An 18,429-nucleotide genomic window follows, 5' to 3' on the forward strand; every position below is an offset into this window, starting at 1 on the left:
CCTTAATTTGTCAACATAGAAACAACTGTTTGGCCTAGGGTACGAGCAGATTGGGGATTTTGACCTGTCAAGATGCGATCATCCTGACGAACAACTGGTGTAAAGGCTGTCCCAATTTCAACCTTAGCCCCTTTTTCACGAAGGGCTGTCTCCGTTAAAAATGGTACCAAGGTTATGGTGCCGTTTAACTCCTCTTCTTGATTGGTAAAGCCTGTGACAATTTTTCCTGCAATCAAGGGTTGACCAGCCTCATCTTTGATTGGTAAGAGCCCTGCTACACCATGACAAACTGCTGTGACGAGACCTCCGTTTTGGTAAATCTGGCTTGCCAGCTCTGCTATTTCCACAGACTCTGGAAAATCCCACATAACTCCATGACCACCTGTATAGTAAATCAACTCGTAGTCCGTCGCCTTAACCTCTTCTGGTCGTAGCGTCTGACCGAGGGCACGATTGCGAAAATCAGCGTTTTTATAGTAAGTGCGGTCCACATCATCCATCATGGTCAAACTATGTGGGTCTAGGGGTACGTAGCCACCTTTTGGGCTGACAAAATCCGCTTCATAACCCGCTTTGACCAACTCATCATAAAAGTGGGTCAGCTCACTGATCCACAAGCCTGTCAACCGTTCATGCTCACCATATTGTTCTGTATTGGTTAGGACAATCAGTGCTTTTTTCATGCTTCCTCCTATTTTTAATCGCGCGCGATTGTTTTTTTGTTATGTGTCTAGTCTATCCCTATTCATTTGATTTGTCAAGGTAAAAGAATTTTGATAAGATATTTTTATCGTGCACGATTAGAAAGCGAGAAACCATGTCCGACTATCATTACTCAAAGCAGCTCTGCTATTCCTTCTACCAAGTCAACAAACTCTTTAATCAATTTTATCTGAAAAATCTCAAGGAATTTGACTTGACCTATACCCAGTACCTCGTGCTTGTTGTCCTCTGGGAAAAAGCTCCACTGACACTCAAGGAACTCGGTGAAAAGCTAGATTTGGCCAGCAACACCTTGACGCCACTTCTCAAGCGACTCGAGGCAAAGGGCTACATCCAGCGAAGCATTCCTCTGGGAGACAAACGACAACTCCTTATCCAGCTCACCGAAGACGGTCAAATGCTCCAAACCAGTCTTGAAGATAAGCTACTTTCCTGCTTTCGCCAACTCGATGGCCTGACTATAGAAAAAAAACAATCGTACGTCAAGTACAATCAGGAACTCATCGAGAGTTTACAGAACTATTTGGACTAATATATCCCCTGCTTTTCTCCATGGAAGCAGGATTTTTTGTTGCAAAAAAAGCCAGAACAGTTGTCCTGACTTAGTCTTTTATATCAACTTTTTTTATGTGAGGAAACGAAAACCTCTGGTGCTTTACTATTCAAACTCATCTAGCCCATCGAAGGCTCCGCTTGCCTTCAACTGCTCCAAATCTTCTAAGGACAGACTTGCATCCGACCTGTCAACTGCCCGTGTGACTTCTTCATAGTAGCGATGAGCCATCTTCTCAATAAAATCACGAGGATAAGGGTAACGATTGGTCGCAACCCACTCTTCCAACCAAGCCGTTAGTTCCTCAAGAGACTTATCCTGTTGAAAGAGAAAATACTGCATGAGTTCGCTAGCCTGTTCATCGTCCAAACCCAGATGATACACATACCAGCTAATCGGGGCAAATTGCGGATTTTGTCTTTCTAGTTCAGCATATATATCCAAAACCAATTGTTCCAATTGAAACAGTTTCGCACGCACGTCCTGATGATTTTGCATAGCCTGTCATCTCCCATTCTTTACTTTTTTCTTTCATCAGTATAGCTATGCACATCAAAAAAACAAGATTTTTACAAAAAAGGATTCAAACGTTCGTTCTTTGCTCAAAAAAGCCAGAACGTTTGTCCTGACTTTCATTGTCTTATATTTTTTTCTTCAACTCCGCCACTGCCATCATGACTTCCATTGGGGTCATATTGTAGATGTCCAGTTTTTCTAATTCTTTGAGGACTGGGTGAGAAGGTGTGTCTGCAAAGAGGTCGATTTGACCAGACGGTTCTGCCACCACTGATGGAGCTGGTTTTGCTGGTGCAGTAGGGGCTTGGTTTTCAAGCGTCTGCAAAATCCTATCCGCCCGCTGCAATAGCTCCTCTGGCATTCCCGCAATCTTAGCCACATGAATCCCGTAGGACTTGTCAGCTGGGCCTTGTGCAATCTTGTGGAGGAAGGTGACTTGACCGTCCTTCTCCAAGGTCGACACATGGACATTCTCTAAGTGTTCCAAGGTCTGGCTAAGGTCTGTCAACTCATGGTAGTGGGTGGCAAAGAGGGTCTTGGCTCCAATCTTGTCGTGGATATACTCGATGATAGACTGGGCCAGAGCCATGCCGTCGTAAGTGGCTGTTCCCCGACCCAGCTCATCAAAGAGAATTAGGGACTGGTCTGTCGCCAAGCGGACTGCCTTGTTGGCCTCCATCATCTCCACCATGAAGGTCGATTGACCGCTGACTAGATCATCTGCCGCACCGATACGGGTGAAGATAGCATCGAAAATCGGTAATTCAGCCTGATCCGCAGGCACATAGGAACCCATCTGCGCCATGATGACGATAACTGCCAACTGCCGCATATAGGTAGACTTACCACTCATGTTTGGACCAGTAATCAGTTGCATATGCGTATCGGTATTCAAGTGAATAGAGTTGGGAATGTAGGTCTGCTTGCCCATGACCTTCTCCACCACCGCATGACGACCACGGTTAATGGTCAGTTCTCTTTGATCTGTAAAGCGTGGACAAACCAAATGTTGCTGCTCCGCCACAACTGCAAAGGCCTGCAAAACATCGATGGTCGCAATGGTCCGAGCCAACTTCTGCAAGCGACCGATATACTTCTCAACCTCTTGGCGAATCCGCATGAAAATCTCGTACTCCAAGTTAGACGACTTATCACGCGCCTCCAACATCTGCCCTTCGATCTTAGCCAACTCTTCCGTTCCATAGCGCTCCGAGTTTTTCAAGGTCGCCTTACGGAAAAAATGACTAGGCACATTGCCCAGATTGGAATTGGTCACATGGAAATAATAGCCGTCTTTTTTGTTGTAATCAATCTTAAGATTGTTGATACCAGACGCTTCACGCTCCTTGGCCTCAACCTCCGCAATCCAGCCCGCCCCCTCACGCATAACCAGACGGTACTGGTCCAAGGTTTCATCAAAGCCCGTGCGGATGATGTTCCCGTCTGTAATAGCCCCTTGGGCTTCTGGGTCAATAGCAGAGCTGATGAGAGCGTGCAGTTCTGGGATTGGGTCCAATCCAGCCACCAGATTGCCTAGAGCAGGCTCATTGATTTGTTGCAAGATATTCTTGATTGCTGGGATATTTCCCAAAGTCTGGGAGAGCTGCAAGAGATCCTTGGGCATGGTTTTTCCAAAAGACACTCGGCTGGCCAAACGTTCGATGTCATAGACACCTTTTAAAGCCTCGACCAAGTCACTCCGTTCAAAGAAGTAATCCAGAAAGACCTGTACGACAGCCTGACGATTCTCAATCCGCTTAAGGTCAATCAATGGACGATCAATCCATGTCCGCAATAGTCGCATACCCATGGCTGTCTTGGTTTCGTCTAACAACCAGTACAAACTACCATGCTTCTTGCCTGTCCGACCGTTTTCAAGCAGATCCAGACTGGACTTGGTTGCATAGTCCATTTGCAGATAGTCCTTGATTTCATAATGGACCACCTTTTGCAAGTGGCTCAGATCTCGCATCTGAGTCCGATGTAGGTAGCTGAGGAGTTTACCTGCCGCAGCCTTTTCCAAGTCTGTCAGCGAATTGTCAATCAGCTGGACGTCTTCCGTCACCTCATCCTCAAAAGAGAGCAGGAGGTTCATCTGATTAGAAAAGACCTGCTCTTCTTCCTCAGATAAAGCATAGCCGATGACCAATTCACGTGCTCGTAAATTGCGGATTTCACCGCAAAGACTAGTAAAATCATCCAAACTAGTCACAAAAAACTGACCTGTTGACACATCCATATAAGAAAGTGCGAACTGCACTCCCTGACGGTCAATCGCAACCAAATAGTTACTGTCTGCTCCCATTTTGGACGAGTCTGTTACCGTACCAGGCGTGATGACCTGCACCACTTCCCGCTTGACCACGCCGACTGCCTGCTTAGGATCTTCCATCTGCTCAGCTATAGCGACCTTATGCCCCAGTTCAACAAGTGTGTCGATATACTGTTGTGCCGCGTGATACGGTACCCCCGCCATAGGAATCGGATTTTCCGCATTCTTATTACGACTGGTCAAGGACAATTCCAAAATCTGTGCCGCTTCTACCGCATCTTCATAAAATAATTCATAAAAGTCTCCCATACGGAAAAGCAAAAAAGCATCTGGATAGTTTGCTTTTATATCCAGATACTGCTGCATTCCCGGAGAAATTTTTTCTGTTGCCATCATCTCTCCTTGTTCTAATTCAAATAGTAGTTAATCTCCGCTTCAACTTGCTGAGCCGCTACATCATCTCGACAAATAACTAAAAGTGTATTAGCTCCCGCCAGCGTTCCCAAAATAGTCTCTGGCTTTTCTGCATCAATGATATTGGCCATCAAGGCCGCTTCTCCCAGTTCTGAATGAAGGACCAGAATAAAACTAGCCCTATCTACTTTATACGCATATTGTGCCAATAATTGGATAAAATTCACGCGCTCTTCTTCAATAGCTAAGGAATAAAATGATTGCCCATTCTCATGAATTTTTATCACTCCCAACTCACGTAAATCACGAGACAAGGTTGTCTGGGTTACCACTACCCCTCGAGCCTCTAAACCTTGCTGAATATCCGTTTGTCGCCCTATTTTTTCTTGACGAATCATGGACTTTATTAAATCATGTCGTCCTGCTTTATTCATCATTTTACCTCAAAATGTATATTTATAGAAATATTATAACACTTTTCCCCGCTATTAGCCTAGAAATGTGTTAAAATAGAATCAATAACTTTGGAGGAAATCCTATATGAATCAAAAACAAGTGATTGCAGAAAGATTGGCTGCCATCCTTCCGAGTTTGGAAGTGGAAGCTATCTACAATCTGCTAGAAAAACCAAAATCATCAGAAATGGGCGATATTGCCTTCCCAGCCTTCTCACTTGCTAAAGTGGAACGCAAGGCTCCACAGGCTATCGCAGCGGACATCGTTGAAAAACACGATACAACTGGCTTTGAGAAGGTTGTAGCTACCGGTCCTTACGTCAACTTCTTCCTGGACAAGGCTGCGATTTCCCACCAAGTCTTGACAGATGTTATTACTGAAAAAGACCAATACGGTAAACTCAACATTGGTCAAGGACGCAATGTAACCATCGACATGTCTAGCCCAAACATTGCTAAACCATTCTCAGTTGGACATTTGCGCTCAACCGTTATCGGTGATGCCCTTGCTAACATCCACGAAAAGCTAGGCTACAAGCCAATCCGCATCAACCACTTGGGTGACTGGGGTAAACAATTTGGTATGTTGATTGTTGCCTACAAACTTTGGGGTGACAAGGCTGCGGTCGAAGCAGACCCAATTTCAGAACTCCTCAAACTCTATGTGCGTATCAATGCTGAGGCGGAAGAGAAGCCTGAGTTGGACGACGAAGCACGTCAATGGTTCAAAAAATTGGAAGATGGCGATCCAGAAGCACACGAGCTATGGCAATGGTTCCGTGATGAAAGCTTGGTCGAATTCAACCGCATTTACGACAAACTCGATGTAACTTTCGACAGCTATAATGGCGAAGCCTTCTACAACGATAAGATGGACGAAGGTATCCAAATCTTAGAAGAAAAAGGACTTCTTCAAGAATCTAAAGGCGCGAGAATCGTTGACCTTGAGAGCTACAATCTGCCACCAGCCCTCATCATGAAAACAGACGAGGCAACACTTTACATCACACGTGACATGGCAACAGCTATGTACCGCAAACGCACTTACGACTTTGTGAAAAGCATCTATGTCGTTGGTCAGGAGCAAATCAACCACTTCAAACAACTAAAGGCTGTCTTGAAAGAAATGGATTTCGACTGGAGCGACGATATGACCCATGTTACCTTCGGTCTGGTTACCAAGGACAAGAAAAAGCTATCCACTCGTAAAGGAAATATCATCCTACTTGAGCCAACTCTAGATGAAGCTATTTCACGCGCCCTTACTCAAATCGAAGCTAAAAACCCTGACCTTGAAAACAAGGAAGAAGTGGCGCACGCAGTCGGTGTCGGCGCTGTTAAGTTCTACGACCTCAAAACCGACCGTGACAACGGCTACGACTTCGACCTAGAAGCTATGGTTTCCTTCGAAGGCGAAACAGGTCCTTATGTACAATACGCATACGCCCGCATCCAGTCTATCTTACGCAAAGCCAACTTTGTACCAAACGCAGAAAATGACTACAAACTGGCTGATGCAGAAAGCTGGGACATCATCAAGCACATCCAAAACTTCTCAAACGTTGTAGAACGTGCTGGTGACAAATTTGACCCATCACTTATCGCCAAATACGCTATCAACCTAGCTCAAGCCTTCAACAAGTACTACGCACACACTCGTATCTTGGATGAAAGCCCAGAGCGTGACAGCCGTCTAGCACTTGCCTACGCAACAGGACTTGTCCTCAAAGAAGCTCTACGTCTTCTCGGCGTAAAAGCACCAGAAAAAATGTAATCAAAGCCTTCGGCCATCAGCCGAGGCTTTTTTTCTACCACATTGCCTACTCTCGTTGCCGATTCCTTATCACAACAACTCCTTATCACAAATGAAAATCAAAAAGATTCATTTCAATTACGAATATATAGATGGGAGGTACACGTGATACCTCTACATCTACTACACAAGGAGAAATAATGAAAACATTCTTGAGAAGAAAAGGAATCGCCTGTCAGCTTCTAGCCGCCATTTTTATTGTCGGTATCAATTTACAATCCCCACCTTCAGCCTCAGCCAATGCAAGAGGAGATGACTATCCCTACACAGCAGTTGATGCAGTCGATCCATGGAGACTCTACACCCGTCAATGTACTTCTTTTGTAGCCTTTCGCCTCAGTAAAGTCAACGGTTTTGAAATCCCACCAGCTTACGGTAATGCGGATGTCTGGGGATACCGAGCGCAGCGTGAAGGGTATCGCGTGGATATGAGCCCTGCCGTGGGATCAGTAGCTTGGTGGACCTCCCCTATGCACGTTGCCTGGGTATCTAGCATCCAAGGTGACATGGTCGAAATCGAAGAATACAACTACGGTACTCGATACACCTACAATCGCCGTCTGATCCATAAGAACTCTGTCAGTGGCTATATTCACTTCAAGGACCTAGCTGGCTCTCCTGTCAGTCAGACCAGTCCTGCACCTACTCAGACGCACACATCTGGCTTAGCAAACAGTGGTACCTATACCTTTACCCAGCAAGCACCAATTAAAAATGAAGCCAAACAATCTAGCACAACCTTGGATTACTATTATGCTGGTGAGAGCGTACGCTACGACCAGGTTCTAACAGCTGACGGCTACCAGTGGATTAGCTACCTCAGCTACAGTGGACAAAGACGCTACATTCCTATCAAACAGGTACAGTCCTCCCCTGCACCACAGCAGCCAATTGTATCAACTCCTACAAAACCTCAAGGAACAATCCACATTACAAATATCAATCAAGCAGAGGGTAGTTTTGAAGTTATCGTCACCAATGTAAAATCTCCCAAGACTATCAAATCAGTATCTATTCCAATTTGGTCAGATAATAATGGGCAAGATGATATCATCTGGTATCCTGCTCAGCGACAAAGCGATGGCAGCTACAAGGTAAACGTTCAAGCAAGTAAACATAAAAATGACCGAGGACTCTACCACATCCATGTCTATTACACAGATTCCTCAAACCAACTCGAATTCATTACTGGAACTACAACTCAACTAACAGCAATATCTCAACAAACCAATCAAACAAACAGTAATTTACCAGCATCGGGTACCTATTATTTCAAGAGCAAAGCCATTGTCCGCAATAGCCCTAGTCAGTCCGCCAGTGAAATCACCTACTACGGTGCTGGTTCTTCTGTCCGCTATGACCGAGTTGTCACATCCGAAGGACGCCAGTGGATCAGCTATATCAGCTATTCAGGAGCCCGTCGCTACATCGCCATCCCATAAAACAAAAGAAACTGCAGGTTCACTATGCACCATGCAGTTTTTTAGATGATTAAATATCAGTAGAATTGATAGCTGTACTTGGTTTCTCTTTTGGCTTACGCAGATGGAAGAAAATAGTTACCCCAAAATAGATGGCAAATAGGACAACTCGAATAATATAATTCATCATTGCCTGCGCCTCTACTGACTGACGCATAACTGAAACCGTATAAATTTGCCCCAACCCTTTCTCACCAATAAAAGCGTAGGTCGAAAATAGGAGAGTTACAAAAAGATAACCCAGGTAGGTATAAGAAGCCTGCTCATTTTTCTTGAGGAAAAGCAGCACAATCGTCGCAATCACAGCAAGTAATAACACAACTGCAAATGCCTTATTGACAAGATTCGTCTGGAAATTGATAGACTCTCTCATGTAGGTAAAATATGCCTCATCAATCCCCTCAACATTAAAATTCTGCAACAATTGACGCATAACCGCCTCATCGTACTTCGCAAAAAATATATTAAAGCCACGCAATACGCTCGCAATAGATGACAGTACAACAAAAATATACAAATGAATCGGTCTTTTCATAATAGCCTCCTTTTTTCTATATTTTATACTCATATTTTTGTATTGTCAATCATATATTTCATTTGACTACAAATATAATTTTGTTATACTAAATTCAAAGGAGGAAAACTCATGAAGAAATTACCCACCTATATCGGAGTGATTATTTTTGTAGTTACGCTACTGATTAACTGGTTATTGCCAAGTCTTGCTAAAGTGCTGAATACATTTTTCATTTGGACTATCGTAGCCTGCCTACTCTACACCAGCTACTACTGGATTCGCTACTGGCTCTATGTCCGTAAACAGAGATAACAAAGGCTCCTCTAAGTTATACTTAGAGGAGTTCATTTTATTCTGACTTTTTATCAACCAAATGCACATTAACCCGACGATAAGTTTCTGTAAGGTCTAGCAATTCCGCTTCAATCTCTGGTGTCAATTGATCCGCCGTCATTCTCCAAGTCCAGTTACCACCAAGCGTATTTGGCAAGTTCATGCGAGCCGAACCATCCAAACCAAGTAGGTCCTGCATAGTAGCCACCGCCATAAAGGCAGGTGAACCAAAGAGCAGGCGGAAAAGAGCATGACTGACCGTTTCGCCCTCACGACGATTGCTGTACTTATCTAAGAATGCACGCGATTCTTTCGTTGTTTCATTTTCGTACCAGCCAAGAATCGTATCATTGTCATGGGTTCCCGTATATGCCACCACATTATCAGGATGGTTATGCGGCATTTCAATGCTGTCTCCTTCTGGATCAAAGGCAAATTGCAAGACTTTCATGCCTGGGAAACCAGTCCTTTCACGCAATTGAATGACCTTATCTGTCACAGTTCCCAAATCTTCCGCGATAATATTCAAGTCACCCAAGTGGTACTTGATGGTTTCAAAGAGTTCGAAACCTGGTGCTTCGACACGATAGCCATTTACAGCTGTTTCTTCCCCTGCTGGAATTTCCCAGAAAGAGGCAAAGCCGATAAAGTGGTCGATACGTACCATATCGTATATCTTAAAGGATTCACGTAAACGAGCAACCCACCAAGTAAATCCGTCATGCTTCATCGATTCCCAATCATAAATCGGATTGCCCCAAAGCTGACCAATTTCCGAAAAGGCATCTGGTGGGCAGCCTGCAACCACACTCGGCTTGCCTTCTTCATCCGTTTTAAAGAAATGTGGATTAGCCCACATATCGGCAGAATCAGCCGCGATATAAATCGGCATATCCCCAACAAACTCAACACCTTTGGCATTGGCATAAGCCTTTAAAGCCTTCCATTGTGAAAAGAATAAATATTGTGTAATGCGGTGATAATCGATTCGATCTGCCAACAAGTGACGATAATATTCCAAGGTATCGTGGTAACGTAAGCGAGCTCCTTGATCCTCCCAATCAATCCAGGGCTTATTATCAAAATGCTCTTTAATGGCCATGTACTCTGCAAACGTGTGCAACCAAAAGCCATTTTCCTCAGCAAAAGACCAGTAATCCTCTGGCACCCCCTCTGCCTTTATCGCTTTCACAGCCTTTTCCAAGACAGGACGTCGACCATAAAAAACCTTGGCATAATCCACTTCTGTATCCTTGTCGCCAAAGTCAATCCCAGCTACATCTTCCTCGGTCAACCAACCCTTTTCAATCAGAAAATCAAAGTCGATAAAATGAGTATTCCCTGCAAAAGCTGAAAATGACTGGTAAGGAGAATCTCCATAACTGGTTGTTCCCAAAGGTAAGATTTGCCAATAGCGCTGCTTAGTTCTTACCAAAAAATCAACAAATTCGTAGGCCGATTGTCCCATGGAACCAATTCCATATTTTCCTGGTAATGATGAAATGTGCATCAGCACTCCACTCTGTCTTACTTTCATAAGCTCTCCTATCTAATCCGCTTACAAGACGCAAACGTTTTCTCTTTTCATTATATACTGAAAACGGTAACAAATCAAGGGATTTTCCTTTAATTCTGTTCGTTCCTATACCATTTCATATTTCTCTTCATTAATATATACAAAAAAATTCTTATGTTTTTTAAAACTCAAAAAAAATTTTAAATTTTTTTATAAAAACGCTTGCAAACGGATTCAATCTGGTGTATAATGAAGTCAACTTAGGAAAACGTTTGCGCTATGCGGACGTCACACAAAACTATTTATCTTCGGAGGGAAGAAAATGAAACACAATCTCCTTAAGAGCGTTGCTCTTCTTGCTGCATCAACTGCTGTTTTAGCTGCTTGCTCAAACTCAGGTTCATCAACAGAGGCATCTAAGTCTGCTGAAGGTAGCAAAGAATTGACTGTCTACGTTGACCAAGGTTATGAATCTTATATCAACGACGTCAAAGCTGACTTCGAAAATGAAAATGGTGTGACTGTTACAGTTAAAACTGGTGATGCTTTGACTGGTTTGGATAACTTGTCATTGGACAACCAATCTGGTTCAGCTCCAGACGTTATGATGGCACCATACGACCGTGTAGGTAGCCTTGGTTCTGAAGGTCAATTATCTGAATTGACACTTGCAGATGATAGCAAAGCAGATGACACAACAACTGCTCTTGTAACAAACGGTGGTAAAGTTTACGGTTCACCAGCAGTTATCGAAACACTTGTTCTTTACTACAACAAAGACTTGTTGACTGAAGCTCCTAAGACATTTGCAGAACTTGAAACACTTGCTAAAGATAGCAAATACGCCTTCGAAGGAGAAGCTGGTAAAACAACTGCCTTCCTTGCTGACTGGACAAACTTCTACTACACTTACGGACTTCTAGCTGGTTACGGTGGCTACGTATTTGGCGAAAACGGTACTGATCCAAAAGACATCGGACTTGCTAATGAAGGTGCCATCAAAGCGATTGAATACGCTAAAACTTGGTATGAAAAATGGCCTCAAGGTCTTCAAGACGGTACTGCTGCAAACAACTTGATTAACACTCAATTTACAGATGGTAAAGCAGCTGCTATTATCGAAGGACCTTGGAAAGCAGCTTCATATAAAGAAGCTGGCGTAAACTATGGTGTAGCAACAATCCCAACTCTTGTAAACGGTAAAAACTACTCAGCATTCGGTGGTGGTAAAGCGTGGGTTGTTCCTACAGGCGCTAAAAACCAAGAAATGGCTCAAAAATTTGTTGACTTCTTGACTGCTACAGACCAACAAAAAGCACTTTACGACGCTACAAACGAAGTTCCAGCTAACACTGAGGCTCGTGAATATGCTGTAAGCAAAAACGACGAATTGACAACTGCAGTTATCAACCAGTTCGCTTCAGCTCAACCAATGCCAAACATCTCAGAAATGGGTTCAGTTTGGACACCAGCTGGTAACATGCTCTTCGAAGCTGCAAGTGGTGCAAAAGACGCTAAAACTGCTGCAACAGACGCTGTGAAAGCTATTGCAGACGAAATTGCTCAAAAACACAGCAACTAGTCAAGTTTAAAGTTGGACTGGGAGTTCCTCCCAGTCTACTTTATTACTTAACGATAAACTGAATAGATAAAATCGACCATCTATTCAGAAACTATATAAGGAGACTATGACTATGAAACAAAATCCAGGTAAGGCACTCCTTTTGTCCCTGATCCCTGGTCTCGGACAAATCTACAATAAACAAAAAGCCAAAGGATACATCTTTTTGGGTGTTACCCTTGCCTTCCTTGTTTATTTTATTGCAATTGCAGCTGGTGAATTAGGCAACTTGATTACCCTCGGTAGTGTTCGTGGACAAGATAATTCACTATTCATGCTGATTCGCGGTTCTTTCCATTTGATTATCACGGTTGTCTATCTCGCTTTCTATGCACTCAACCTAAAAGATGCACGTGATACCGCGAAACGATGGAATTCAGGGATGTCAGTGGCTACCACATTAAAAGAAATGGTAAAAGGTATCTATGAGAATGGTTTCCCATATCTCTTGATTATCCCATCATATATTGCGATGACCTTTGCTATCATCTTCCCAGTTGTCGTTACATTGTTTATCGCCTTTACAAACTACGACTTCAAACACCTGCCACCAGGTGCCTTGTTGGATTGGATTGGTATTACTAACTTTACAAACATCTGGAAACTAAGCACATTCCGTACAGCATTTGGCTCAGTACTTGGCTGGACAATTATCTGGGCACTCTGCGCTTCAACAGCTCAAATTGTTATCGGTATCTTAACAGCCATCATCGCAAATCAGCCATTCATCAAAGGAAAACGCATCTTCGGTGTTATCTTCTTGCTCCCATGGGCTGTTCCTGCCTTCGTAACTATCTTGACTTTTAGTAACATGTTCAACGATAGTGTCGGCGCTATTAACACACAGGTATTGCCATTCCTGAGCAAATTCCTACCATTCATCGATAATTTCCTTATCCCTTGGAAGACCGACCCGTTCTGGACTAAAGTTGCTCTCATTATGATGCAGGCTTGGCTTGGTTTCCCTTATATCTATGTTTTGACCTTAGGTATTTTGCAATCCATTCCAAACGACTTGTATGAAGCTGCTTACATTGATGGTGCAAGTGCCATTCAAAAATTCCGTAACATCACCCTTCCGATGATTTTAGCAGTAGCAGCTCCAACACTAATCAGTCAATACACCTTCAACTTCAACAACTTCTCTATCATCTACCTCTTCAACAATGGTGGTCCTGGTAGCGTCGGTGGTGGAGCAGGTTCAACTGACATCTTGATTTCATGGATTTATAAATTAACCACAGGTACATCACCTCAATACTCAATGGCGGCAGCAGTTACATTGATTATCTCAATGATTGTCATCAGTATTTCCATGATTGCCTTCAAAAAACTAAATGCTTTTGAAATGGAGGATGTATAAGATGAAAGTATCTGTAAAAACTAGACGCATACTCAATCAGACCTTAACCTATCTCTATCTGATTGTTCTGTCTGTTATCATCATCTATCCTCTCTTGATTACAATCATGTCCGCCTTCAAGTCTGGTAACGTGGTTGCCTTCAAATTGGATAGCAATATCAACTTTACACTAGATAATTTCAGTAAGCTCTTTAGCGAGACTCTATACGGAACCTGGTACCTCAATACGCTTATCATTGCTCTCTTGACAATGGTTATTCAAACAAGTATAGTGGTACTAGCGGGTTACGCTTATAGTCGCTATAACTTCATCGCTCGTAAGCAGAGTTTGGTCTTCTTCTTGATTATCCAAATGGTACCAACCATGGCTGCTCTTACCGCCTTCTTCGTTATGGCCCTCATGCTCAATGCGCTCAACCAAAGCTGGTTCCTCATCTTCCTTTATGTCGGTGGTGGTATCCCAATGAACGCTTGGCTCATGAAAGGCTACTTCGATACGGTGCCAATCTCACTTGATGAATCTGCAAAACTAGACGGTGCCGGTCACTTCAGACGTTTCTGGCAAATCGTCCTCCCACTCGTTCGTCCAATGATTGCTGTACAAGCGCTCTGGGCCTTTATGGGACCTTTTGGAGATTACATCCTATCCAAATTCTTGCTTCGTGAAAAAGAATTCTATACTGTAGCTGTCGGCCTTCAAACCTTCATCAGTGATGTGAAGAATATGAAGATTGCCTACTTTGCGGCAGGTGCCATTCTTATTGCCCTCCCTATCAGTATCCTATTCTTCTTCCTACAAAAGAACTTTGTATCTGGTTTAACAAGCGGTGGCGACAAGGGATAACCCTGTCCCACCTTTTCCCTTTTTAGGGAAAACATTGATATTTATGAAAGGTCCAACGAATGCTCCCATATCCTTTTTCCTATTTTTCTAGTATCTTCTCTCCAAGAAATATGTTTGCCAATCGTAGACTAATGAACCTTTGGCAACGGTTGTTTACAACGCTTTTTTTAGTGGCGCTCTTGCTCATTCCGAGCTCCCTACAGACTGTCAATCTCGAAACTTATCCTTTAGAAAATTTCGTAGAAGGTATCTATGCACCTCTGACAGATCAGGTCGTAGATGACCTCCGTCAACATGCAGTCATTGAAAACAACCACCTAACCTATACTGGAAATACTAACTGGGAGCAAGTGACATTTGGTGATACCGTTAGCTCTAGTTCTGACTTTACTTATCAATTCACCAATCAGTCTCTGACTATTCGTAAAGGAAGTGATATTCTAAGCGAATTGACTTATGAAGGTTTGAATACTGACGATTTTGCTAGTAAGGAGACCTTGACTGCAACCATCTCTAAAAAATGGTATCAAGCCAACCGAGCAGCTGTCGGACTGTCCATCACTCTTATTTCGACCTTTATTTTAATAACAAACCTACTCTTCATCCTACTAGGAGCCAGCTTCTTCCTCTTTTTGACTAAAAAGTCTCGTTTCTTCCATTTTGAAACGTTTGCAGAGTGCTATAATTTTGCTCTCAACTGTCTGGACCTGCCTACTCTTATAGCCTGTCTAATTGGACTATTTGGTCAACCTGTGACTACCCTTCTGACCATACAAAATATCCTATTTGTGCTATGCTTGTCATGGGTATTTTTCAAAACAAAATTCAGAGATGAAATCTAGGAGGTCTATATGCGTGCAACCATCAAAGATGTGGCTAAATTAGCTGGTGTCTCGCCATCTACCGTTACCCGCGTCATTCAAAACAGCTCTGCTATTAGTCAAAAAACAAAAGACCTAGTTAGAAAGGCTATGGCGGACCTCAACTACCATCCAAACCTCAACGCTCGAAGCCTAGTTTCTAGCTATACACAGGTTATCGGACTGGTTTTGCCAGATGACTCGGATGTTTTCTATCAAAACCCCTTCTTCCCTACTGCCTTACGAGGAATTTCTCAAGTTGCGGCAGATCATAATTATGCCATCCAAATCTCCACAGGAAAGAATGAAGAACAACGTCTAGAAGCGATTTCTCAGATGGTCTACGGCAAACGAGTGGACGGCCTCATCTTCCTCTATTCCAAGCCCGACGATCCATTGGTACAATTAGCTATCCAACACAAATTCCCCTTCCTCATTCTTGGTAAGGCGGATTCTCCATTCATATCACTAGTTGATAATGATAATATCCAGGCCGGCTTTGAAGCTACCAACTACTTCATCAATAAAGGTTACAAAAACATTGCCTTCGTCGCTGGTAACAAAGAGTTAGTCGTATCTCAAGACCGTTATACTGGTTACAAGAACGCCCTTAAATCGCACAATATTCCCCTGGATGAAAACAAGGTCAAGTTTGTGTCTGGCTTCCTTCTCGAAGACAGTGCCTATAAAATTTCTAAGAAATTACTCAAACAAGACCTGGATGCAATCGTCACAACCGACACTTCCGTTGCCGAAGGTGTTGTCAAATATCTCAACGAAGTCGGAGTCAAACTTCCTATCATTTCTTTTGACTCCGTCAAGCCAAAACTAGATATTGAAGCCTACGTTGACGTCCACGCTATTAAGCTAGGACGCGTCGCATTCAATACTCTGCACCAAATCATCAATGACAACAAGGAAGACAAGCAAGTCTGCTACCGACGTGTCATTCCACATACCATCACCGAACTCTAACTTAGAAAGGAGCCTTTTGGCTCATGGCATTACGACAATTCCAAGCATTCCTTGATGATGTAGCAACTATTCGCTTGGTCATGGAAAAACGATTCGACTCCGAACATATGAGCTTCTCACTCGAATCAAATGATGCTACGTCTCAACTTTCTATCCATTCCTGTCTAGAAGTAGACAATCTCGTTATCTATTATCTAACCAGCCTCCATGCATTGACATTGGATAAGGACTATACCATCTACGACCAGGACCGTAATAAAGCTGAACTCGGCTATGGTCATATCGTTCGCTCTACACTTTTTGAACAAAGTTATACATACAATGGCCAAGACTTGGGAGCAACCTATCGACCAGAGGCAACAACCTTTAAGTTATGGGCACCTATTTCTAAGCAAGTTTTTCTTGTTCTAGAAGGAAACCCACATGCAATGACTAAGGGAGCAAAAGGAGTTTGGGAAATTACTGTTGGAGGAGACCTAGAAGCGCACAGCTATCACTATCTCCACAAAGTAAACGGTGAATGGATTTCCGTTCACGATCCCTACGCCCTGTCTTCCACAGCCAACTCAGGTGACAGCTACGTTATCAATCCAGATAAACTTCATAAAACTCGTCGCGCTAAGACCCAACGACCTATCTCTCAGGCCATTCTCTATGAAATGAGCGTCCGAGATTTCTCATGGCAAAAAGAAGCTGGTTTCAAGCATCGCAGTCAATTTCTTGGCTTGACAGAGTCTCCTACCATGGATGGAATGAAGCTAGGAATGGATTACATCAGAGAACTAGGCGTTACCCATATTCAATTATTGCCTGTTTATGATTTTGGTAGTGTGGATGAAAATAAACCCCAAGCTGTTTACAACTGGGGCTACGACCCTATGCAATACAATCTGCCAGAAGGTTCCTATTCTAGCCAACCAAACGATCCTTACGCACGTATTCTAGAGCTACAAGAAGCTATCCAGGCCTACCATGATGCAGATATTTCAGTTATTATGGACGTTGTTTACAACCACGTCTATCATGCTGAAAAGTACGCATTTGAGCTCATCGTTCCAGGCTACTTCTATCGCTATGATGACCACGGCATGCGAACAGACGGGACATTCTGCGGTAACGATGTTGCCAGCGAGCGCAGTATGGTCCGCAACTACATCAAACAATCCCTTCGCCAATGGCTAGAACTCTATGGTTTTGATGGCTTCCGTTTCGACCTTATGGGTATTTTAGATAGCGAAACAATCAACCAGATTCAAACTGAATTATCTGCCATTCACCCAAATGTCTACCTCTATGGTGAAGGATGGAAAATGGCAACAGGCCTCGAATTTGAAAAGCTGGCTCACCAGTACAATGCAGAGCAGTTACCTGAAATCAGTTTCTTCAATGACGATTACCGTGATACCTTTAAGAAACTCTTGCTCAATCCAAACCGTCTAGTAGATAAGCAATTGCACGAAAAGGTACAACATCTCCTGACTGGTAGCCGATTAAGCCATTTCTTAACGCCTCAACAGTCCCTCAACTACATCGAATGCCATGATAATGCTACAGCATTTGACTATTTCCATATTGAGAATCCAAACTGGACACCTCAACAGCAGAAACGTGCTGCAAGTTTTGGTCTCCAGCTCATCTTAATCTCTCAGGGTATGGCCTTCATTCACAGCGGACAGGAATTTTTCCGTACAAAAGATGAAATAGATAATACTTACAATGTCCCTGACCGTATCAACCGTCTGGAGTGGACACGAGCTATTCGTTATAGGGAACATATCGAGTTCATTCAGGAATTAATTACCTTCCGCAAAAATAATCCAATACTCAGCCAGGATAACTACGAAAGTATTCAAGAAACTTGTGATTTCTACTGGTTAACTGAATATGTTCTTCGCTATCAAGTAACAAGTGAAGAAAAGACCGTTCAATTTATCATCAACTTTGCGGATAGCGACTTTACCTATGAACGTGAAAAAGATAAGGTAGTTCTCTACAACTATCCTCCAGTCGAAGAGCGTGATCAGCAAGAAATCACGATTGCAGGACAGAGTATTTGCATTTTAGAAGACAAATAAGACTTTAGACCGATGAAACACGATATAGTCTGAGGTATACTATAGTCAATCCTAAATATTTTTCATAATCTCCTTAAAACTCACTGGTCACTCTGGTG

The 18,429-nt window shown here is 43.1% G+C and carries 16 protein-coding genes; 10 read left to right on the forward strand and 6 right to left on the reverse strand.

The window, feature by feature from the left end; all coding sequences use genetic code 11:
- Positions 1-2: 2 nt before the first annotated feature.
- Positions 3-683, reverse strand: a complete 681-nt coding sequence (locus tag K6969_RS11955; RefSeq protein WP_029173750.1) for a type 1 glutamine amidotransferase domain-containing protein — start codon at positions 681-683, stop codon at positions 3-5.
- A gap of 134 nt (positions 684-817) precedes the next feature.
- Here K6969_RS11955 and K6969_RS11960 point away from each other — a divergent pair, with 134 nt between their 5' ends.
- Positions 818-1,255, forward strand: coding sequence for a MarR family winged helix-turn-helix transcriptional regulator (locus tag K6969_RS11960; RefSeq protein ID WP_029173751.1), 438 nt, complete (start codon positions 818-820; stop codon positions 1,253-1,255).
- Positions 1,256-1,381: 126 nt separating this feature from the next.
- Here the strand turns inward: K6969_RS11960 and K6969_RS11965 are convergent, their stop codons facing one another.
- From K6969_RS11965 to argR, 3 genes are all read right to left on the reverse strand, one after another.
- Positions 1,382-1,774: a hypothetical protein gene (locus K6969_RS11965; RefSeq protein WP_029173752.1), complete on the reverse strand. Its 393-nt coding sequence runs from the start codon at positions 1,772-1,774 to the stop codon at positions 1,382-1,384.
- A gap of 142 nt (positions 1,775-1,916) precedes the next feature.
- Positions 1,917-4,457: a DNA mismatch repair protein MutS gene (mutS, locus tag K6969_RS11970; protein ID WP_029988907.1), complete on the reverse strand. Its 2,541-nt coding sequence runs from the start codon at positions 4,455-4,457 to the stop codon at positions 1,917-1,919.
- Between the two features lie 14 nt (positions 4,458-4,471).
- Complete coding sequence (gene argR / locus K6969_RS11975; protein ID WP_032512697.1) at positions 4,472-4,912, reverse strand: arginine repressor; 441 nt, start codon at positions 4,910-4,912, stop codon at positions 4,472-4,474.
- A 106-nt stretch (positions 4,913-5,018) separates the two neighbouring features.
- Between argR and argS the strand changes: the two genes are divergently transcribed.
- Both argS and K6969_RS12415 read left to right on the forward strand, forming a co-directional pair.
- Complete coding sequence (gene argS / locus K6969_RS11980; protein ID WP_321537423.1) at positions 5,019-6,707, forward strand: arginine--tRNA ligase; 1,689 nt, start codon at positions 5,019-5,021, stop codon at positions 6,705-6,707.
- A gap of 179 nt (positions 6,708-6,886) precedes the next feature.
- A complete protein-coding gene (locus tag K6969_RS12415; protein ID WP_153992078.1) occupies positions 6,887-8,188 on the forward strand; it encodes an SH3 domain-containing protein in 1,302 nt (433 codons plus the stop codon).
- Between the two features lie 49 nt (positions 8,189-8,237).
- On the opposite strand, the gene K6969_RS11995 is transcribed toward K6969_RS12415, so the two are convergent.
- Complete coding sequence (locus K6969_RS11995) at positions 8,238-8,762, reverse strand: hypothetical protein (RefSeq protein WP_171942798.1); 525 nt, start codon at positions 8,760-8,762, stop codon at positions 8,238-8,240.
- A 111-nt stretch (positions 8,763-8,873) separates the two neighbouring features.
- On the opposite strand from K6969_RS11995, the gene K6969_RS12000 reads away from it, so the two are divergent.
- Complete coding sequence (locus tag K6969_RS12000) at positions 8,874-9,056, forward strand: hypothetical protein (protein ID WP_044667445.1); 183 nt, start codon at positions 8,874-8,876, stop codon at positions 9,054-9,056.
- Between the two features lie 37 nt (positions 9,057-9,093).
- On the opposite strand, the gene malQ is transcribed toward K6969_RS12000, so the two are convergent.
- Complete coding sequence (gene malQ, locus K6969_RS12005) at positions 9,094-10,614, reverse strand: 4-alpha-glucanotransferase (RefSeq protein ID WP_171942797.1); 1,521 nt, start codon at positions 10,612-10,614, stop codon at positions 9,094-9,096.
- Positions 10,615-10,915: 301 nt separating this feature from the next.
- Here malQ and K6969_RS12010 point away from each other — a divergent pair, with 301 nt between their 5' ends.
- The 6 genes from K6969_RS12010 (at position 10,916) to pulA (ending at position 18,331) form a co-directional block, all read left to right on the forward strand.
- Positions 10,916-12,175 (forward strand): extracellular solute-binding protein, encoded by a 1,260-nt coding sequence (locus tag K6969_RS12010; protein WP_171942796.1) that lies wholly within the window; start codon positions 10,916-10,918, stop codon positions 12,173-12,175.
- Positions 12,176-12,281: 106 nt separating this feature from the next.
- Complete coding sequence (locus tag K6969_RS12015) at positions 12,282-13,577, forward strand: sugar ABC transporter permease (RefSeq protein ID WP_029173760.1); 1,296 nt, start codon at positions 12,282-12,284, stop codon at positions 13,575-13,577.
- Between the two features lies 1 nt (position 13,578).
- Entirely contained in the window at positions 13,579-14,421 is an 843-nt protein-coding gene (locus K6969_RS12020; protein ID WP_002941891.1) for a sugar ABC transporter permease, read from the forward strand.
- A gap of 131 nt (positions 14,422-14,552) precedes the next feature.
- Entirely contained in the window at positions 14,553-15,263 is a 711-nt protein-coding gene (locus tag K6969_RS12025; protein ID WP_253911809.1) for a hypothetical protein, read from the forward strand.
- A gap of 9 nt (positions 15,264-15,272) precedes the next feature.
- On the forward strand, positions 15,273-16,256 hold the full coding sequence (locus tag K6969_RS12030; RefSeq protein WP_002936122.1) for a LacI family DNA-binding transcriptional regulator: 984 nt from the start codon (positions 15,273-15,275) through the stop codon (positions 16,254-16,256).
- A 23-nt stretch (positions 16,257-16,279) separates the two neighbouring features.
- On the forward strand, positions 16,280-18,331 hold the full coding sequence (gene pulA, locus K6969_RS12035) for a type I pullulanase (protein WP_171942794.1): 2,052 nt from the start codon (positions 16,280-16,282) through the stop codon (positions 18,329-18,331).
- The last annotated feature ends 98 nt before the right edge of the window (positions 18,332-18,429 follow it).

Origin of the sequence: Streptococcus suis (genome assembly GCF_019856455.1) — a bacterium.
GTDB lineage: Bacteria > Bacillota > Bacilli > Lactobacillales > Streptococcaceae > Streptococcus > Streptococcus suis_AE.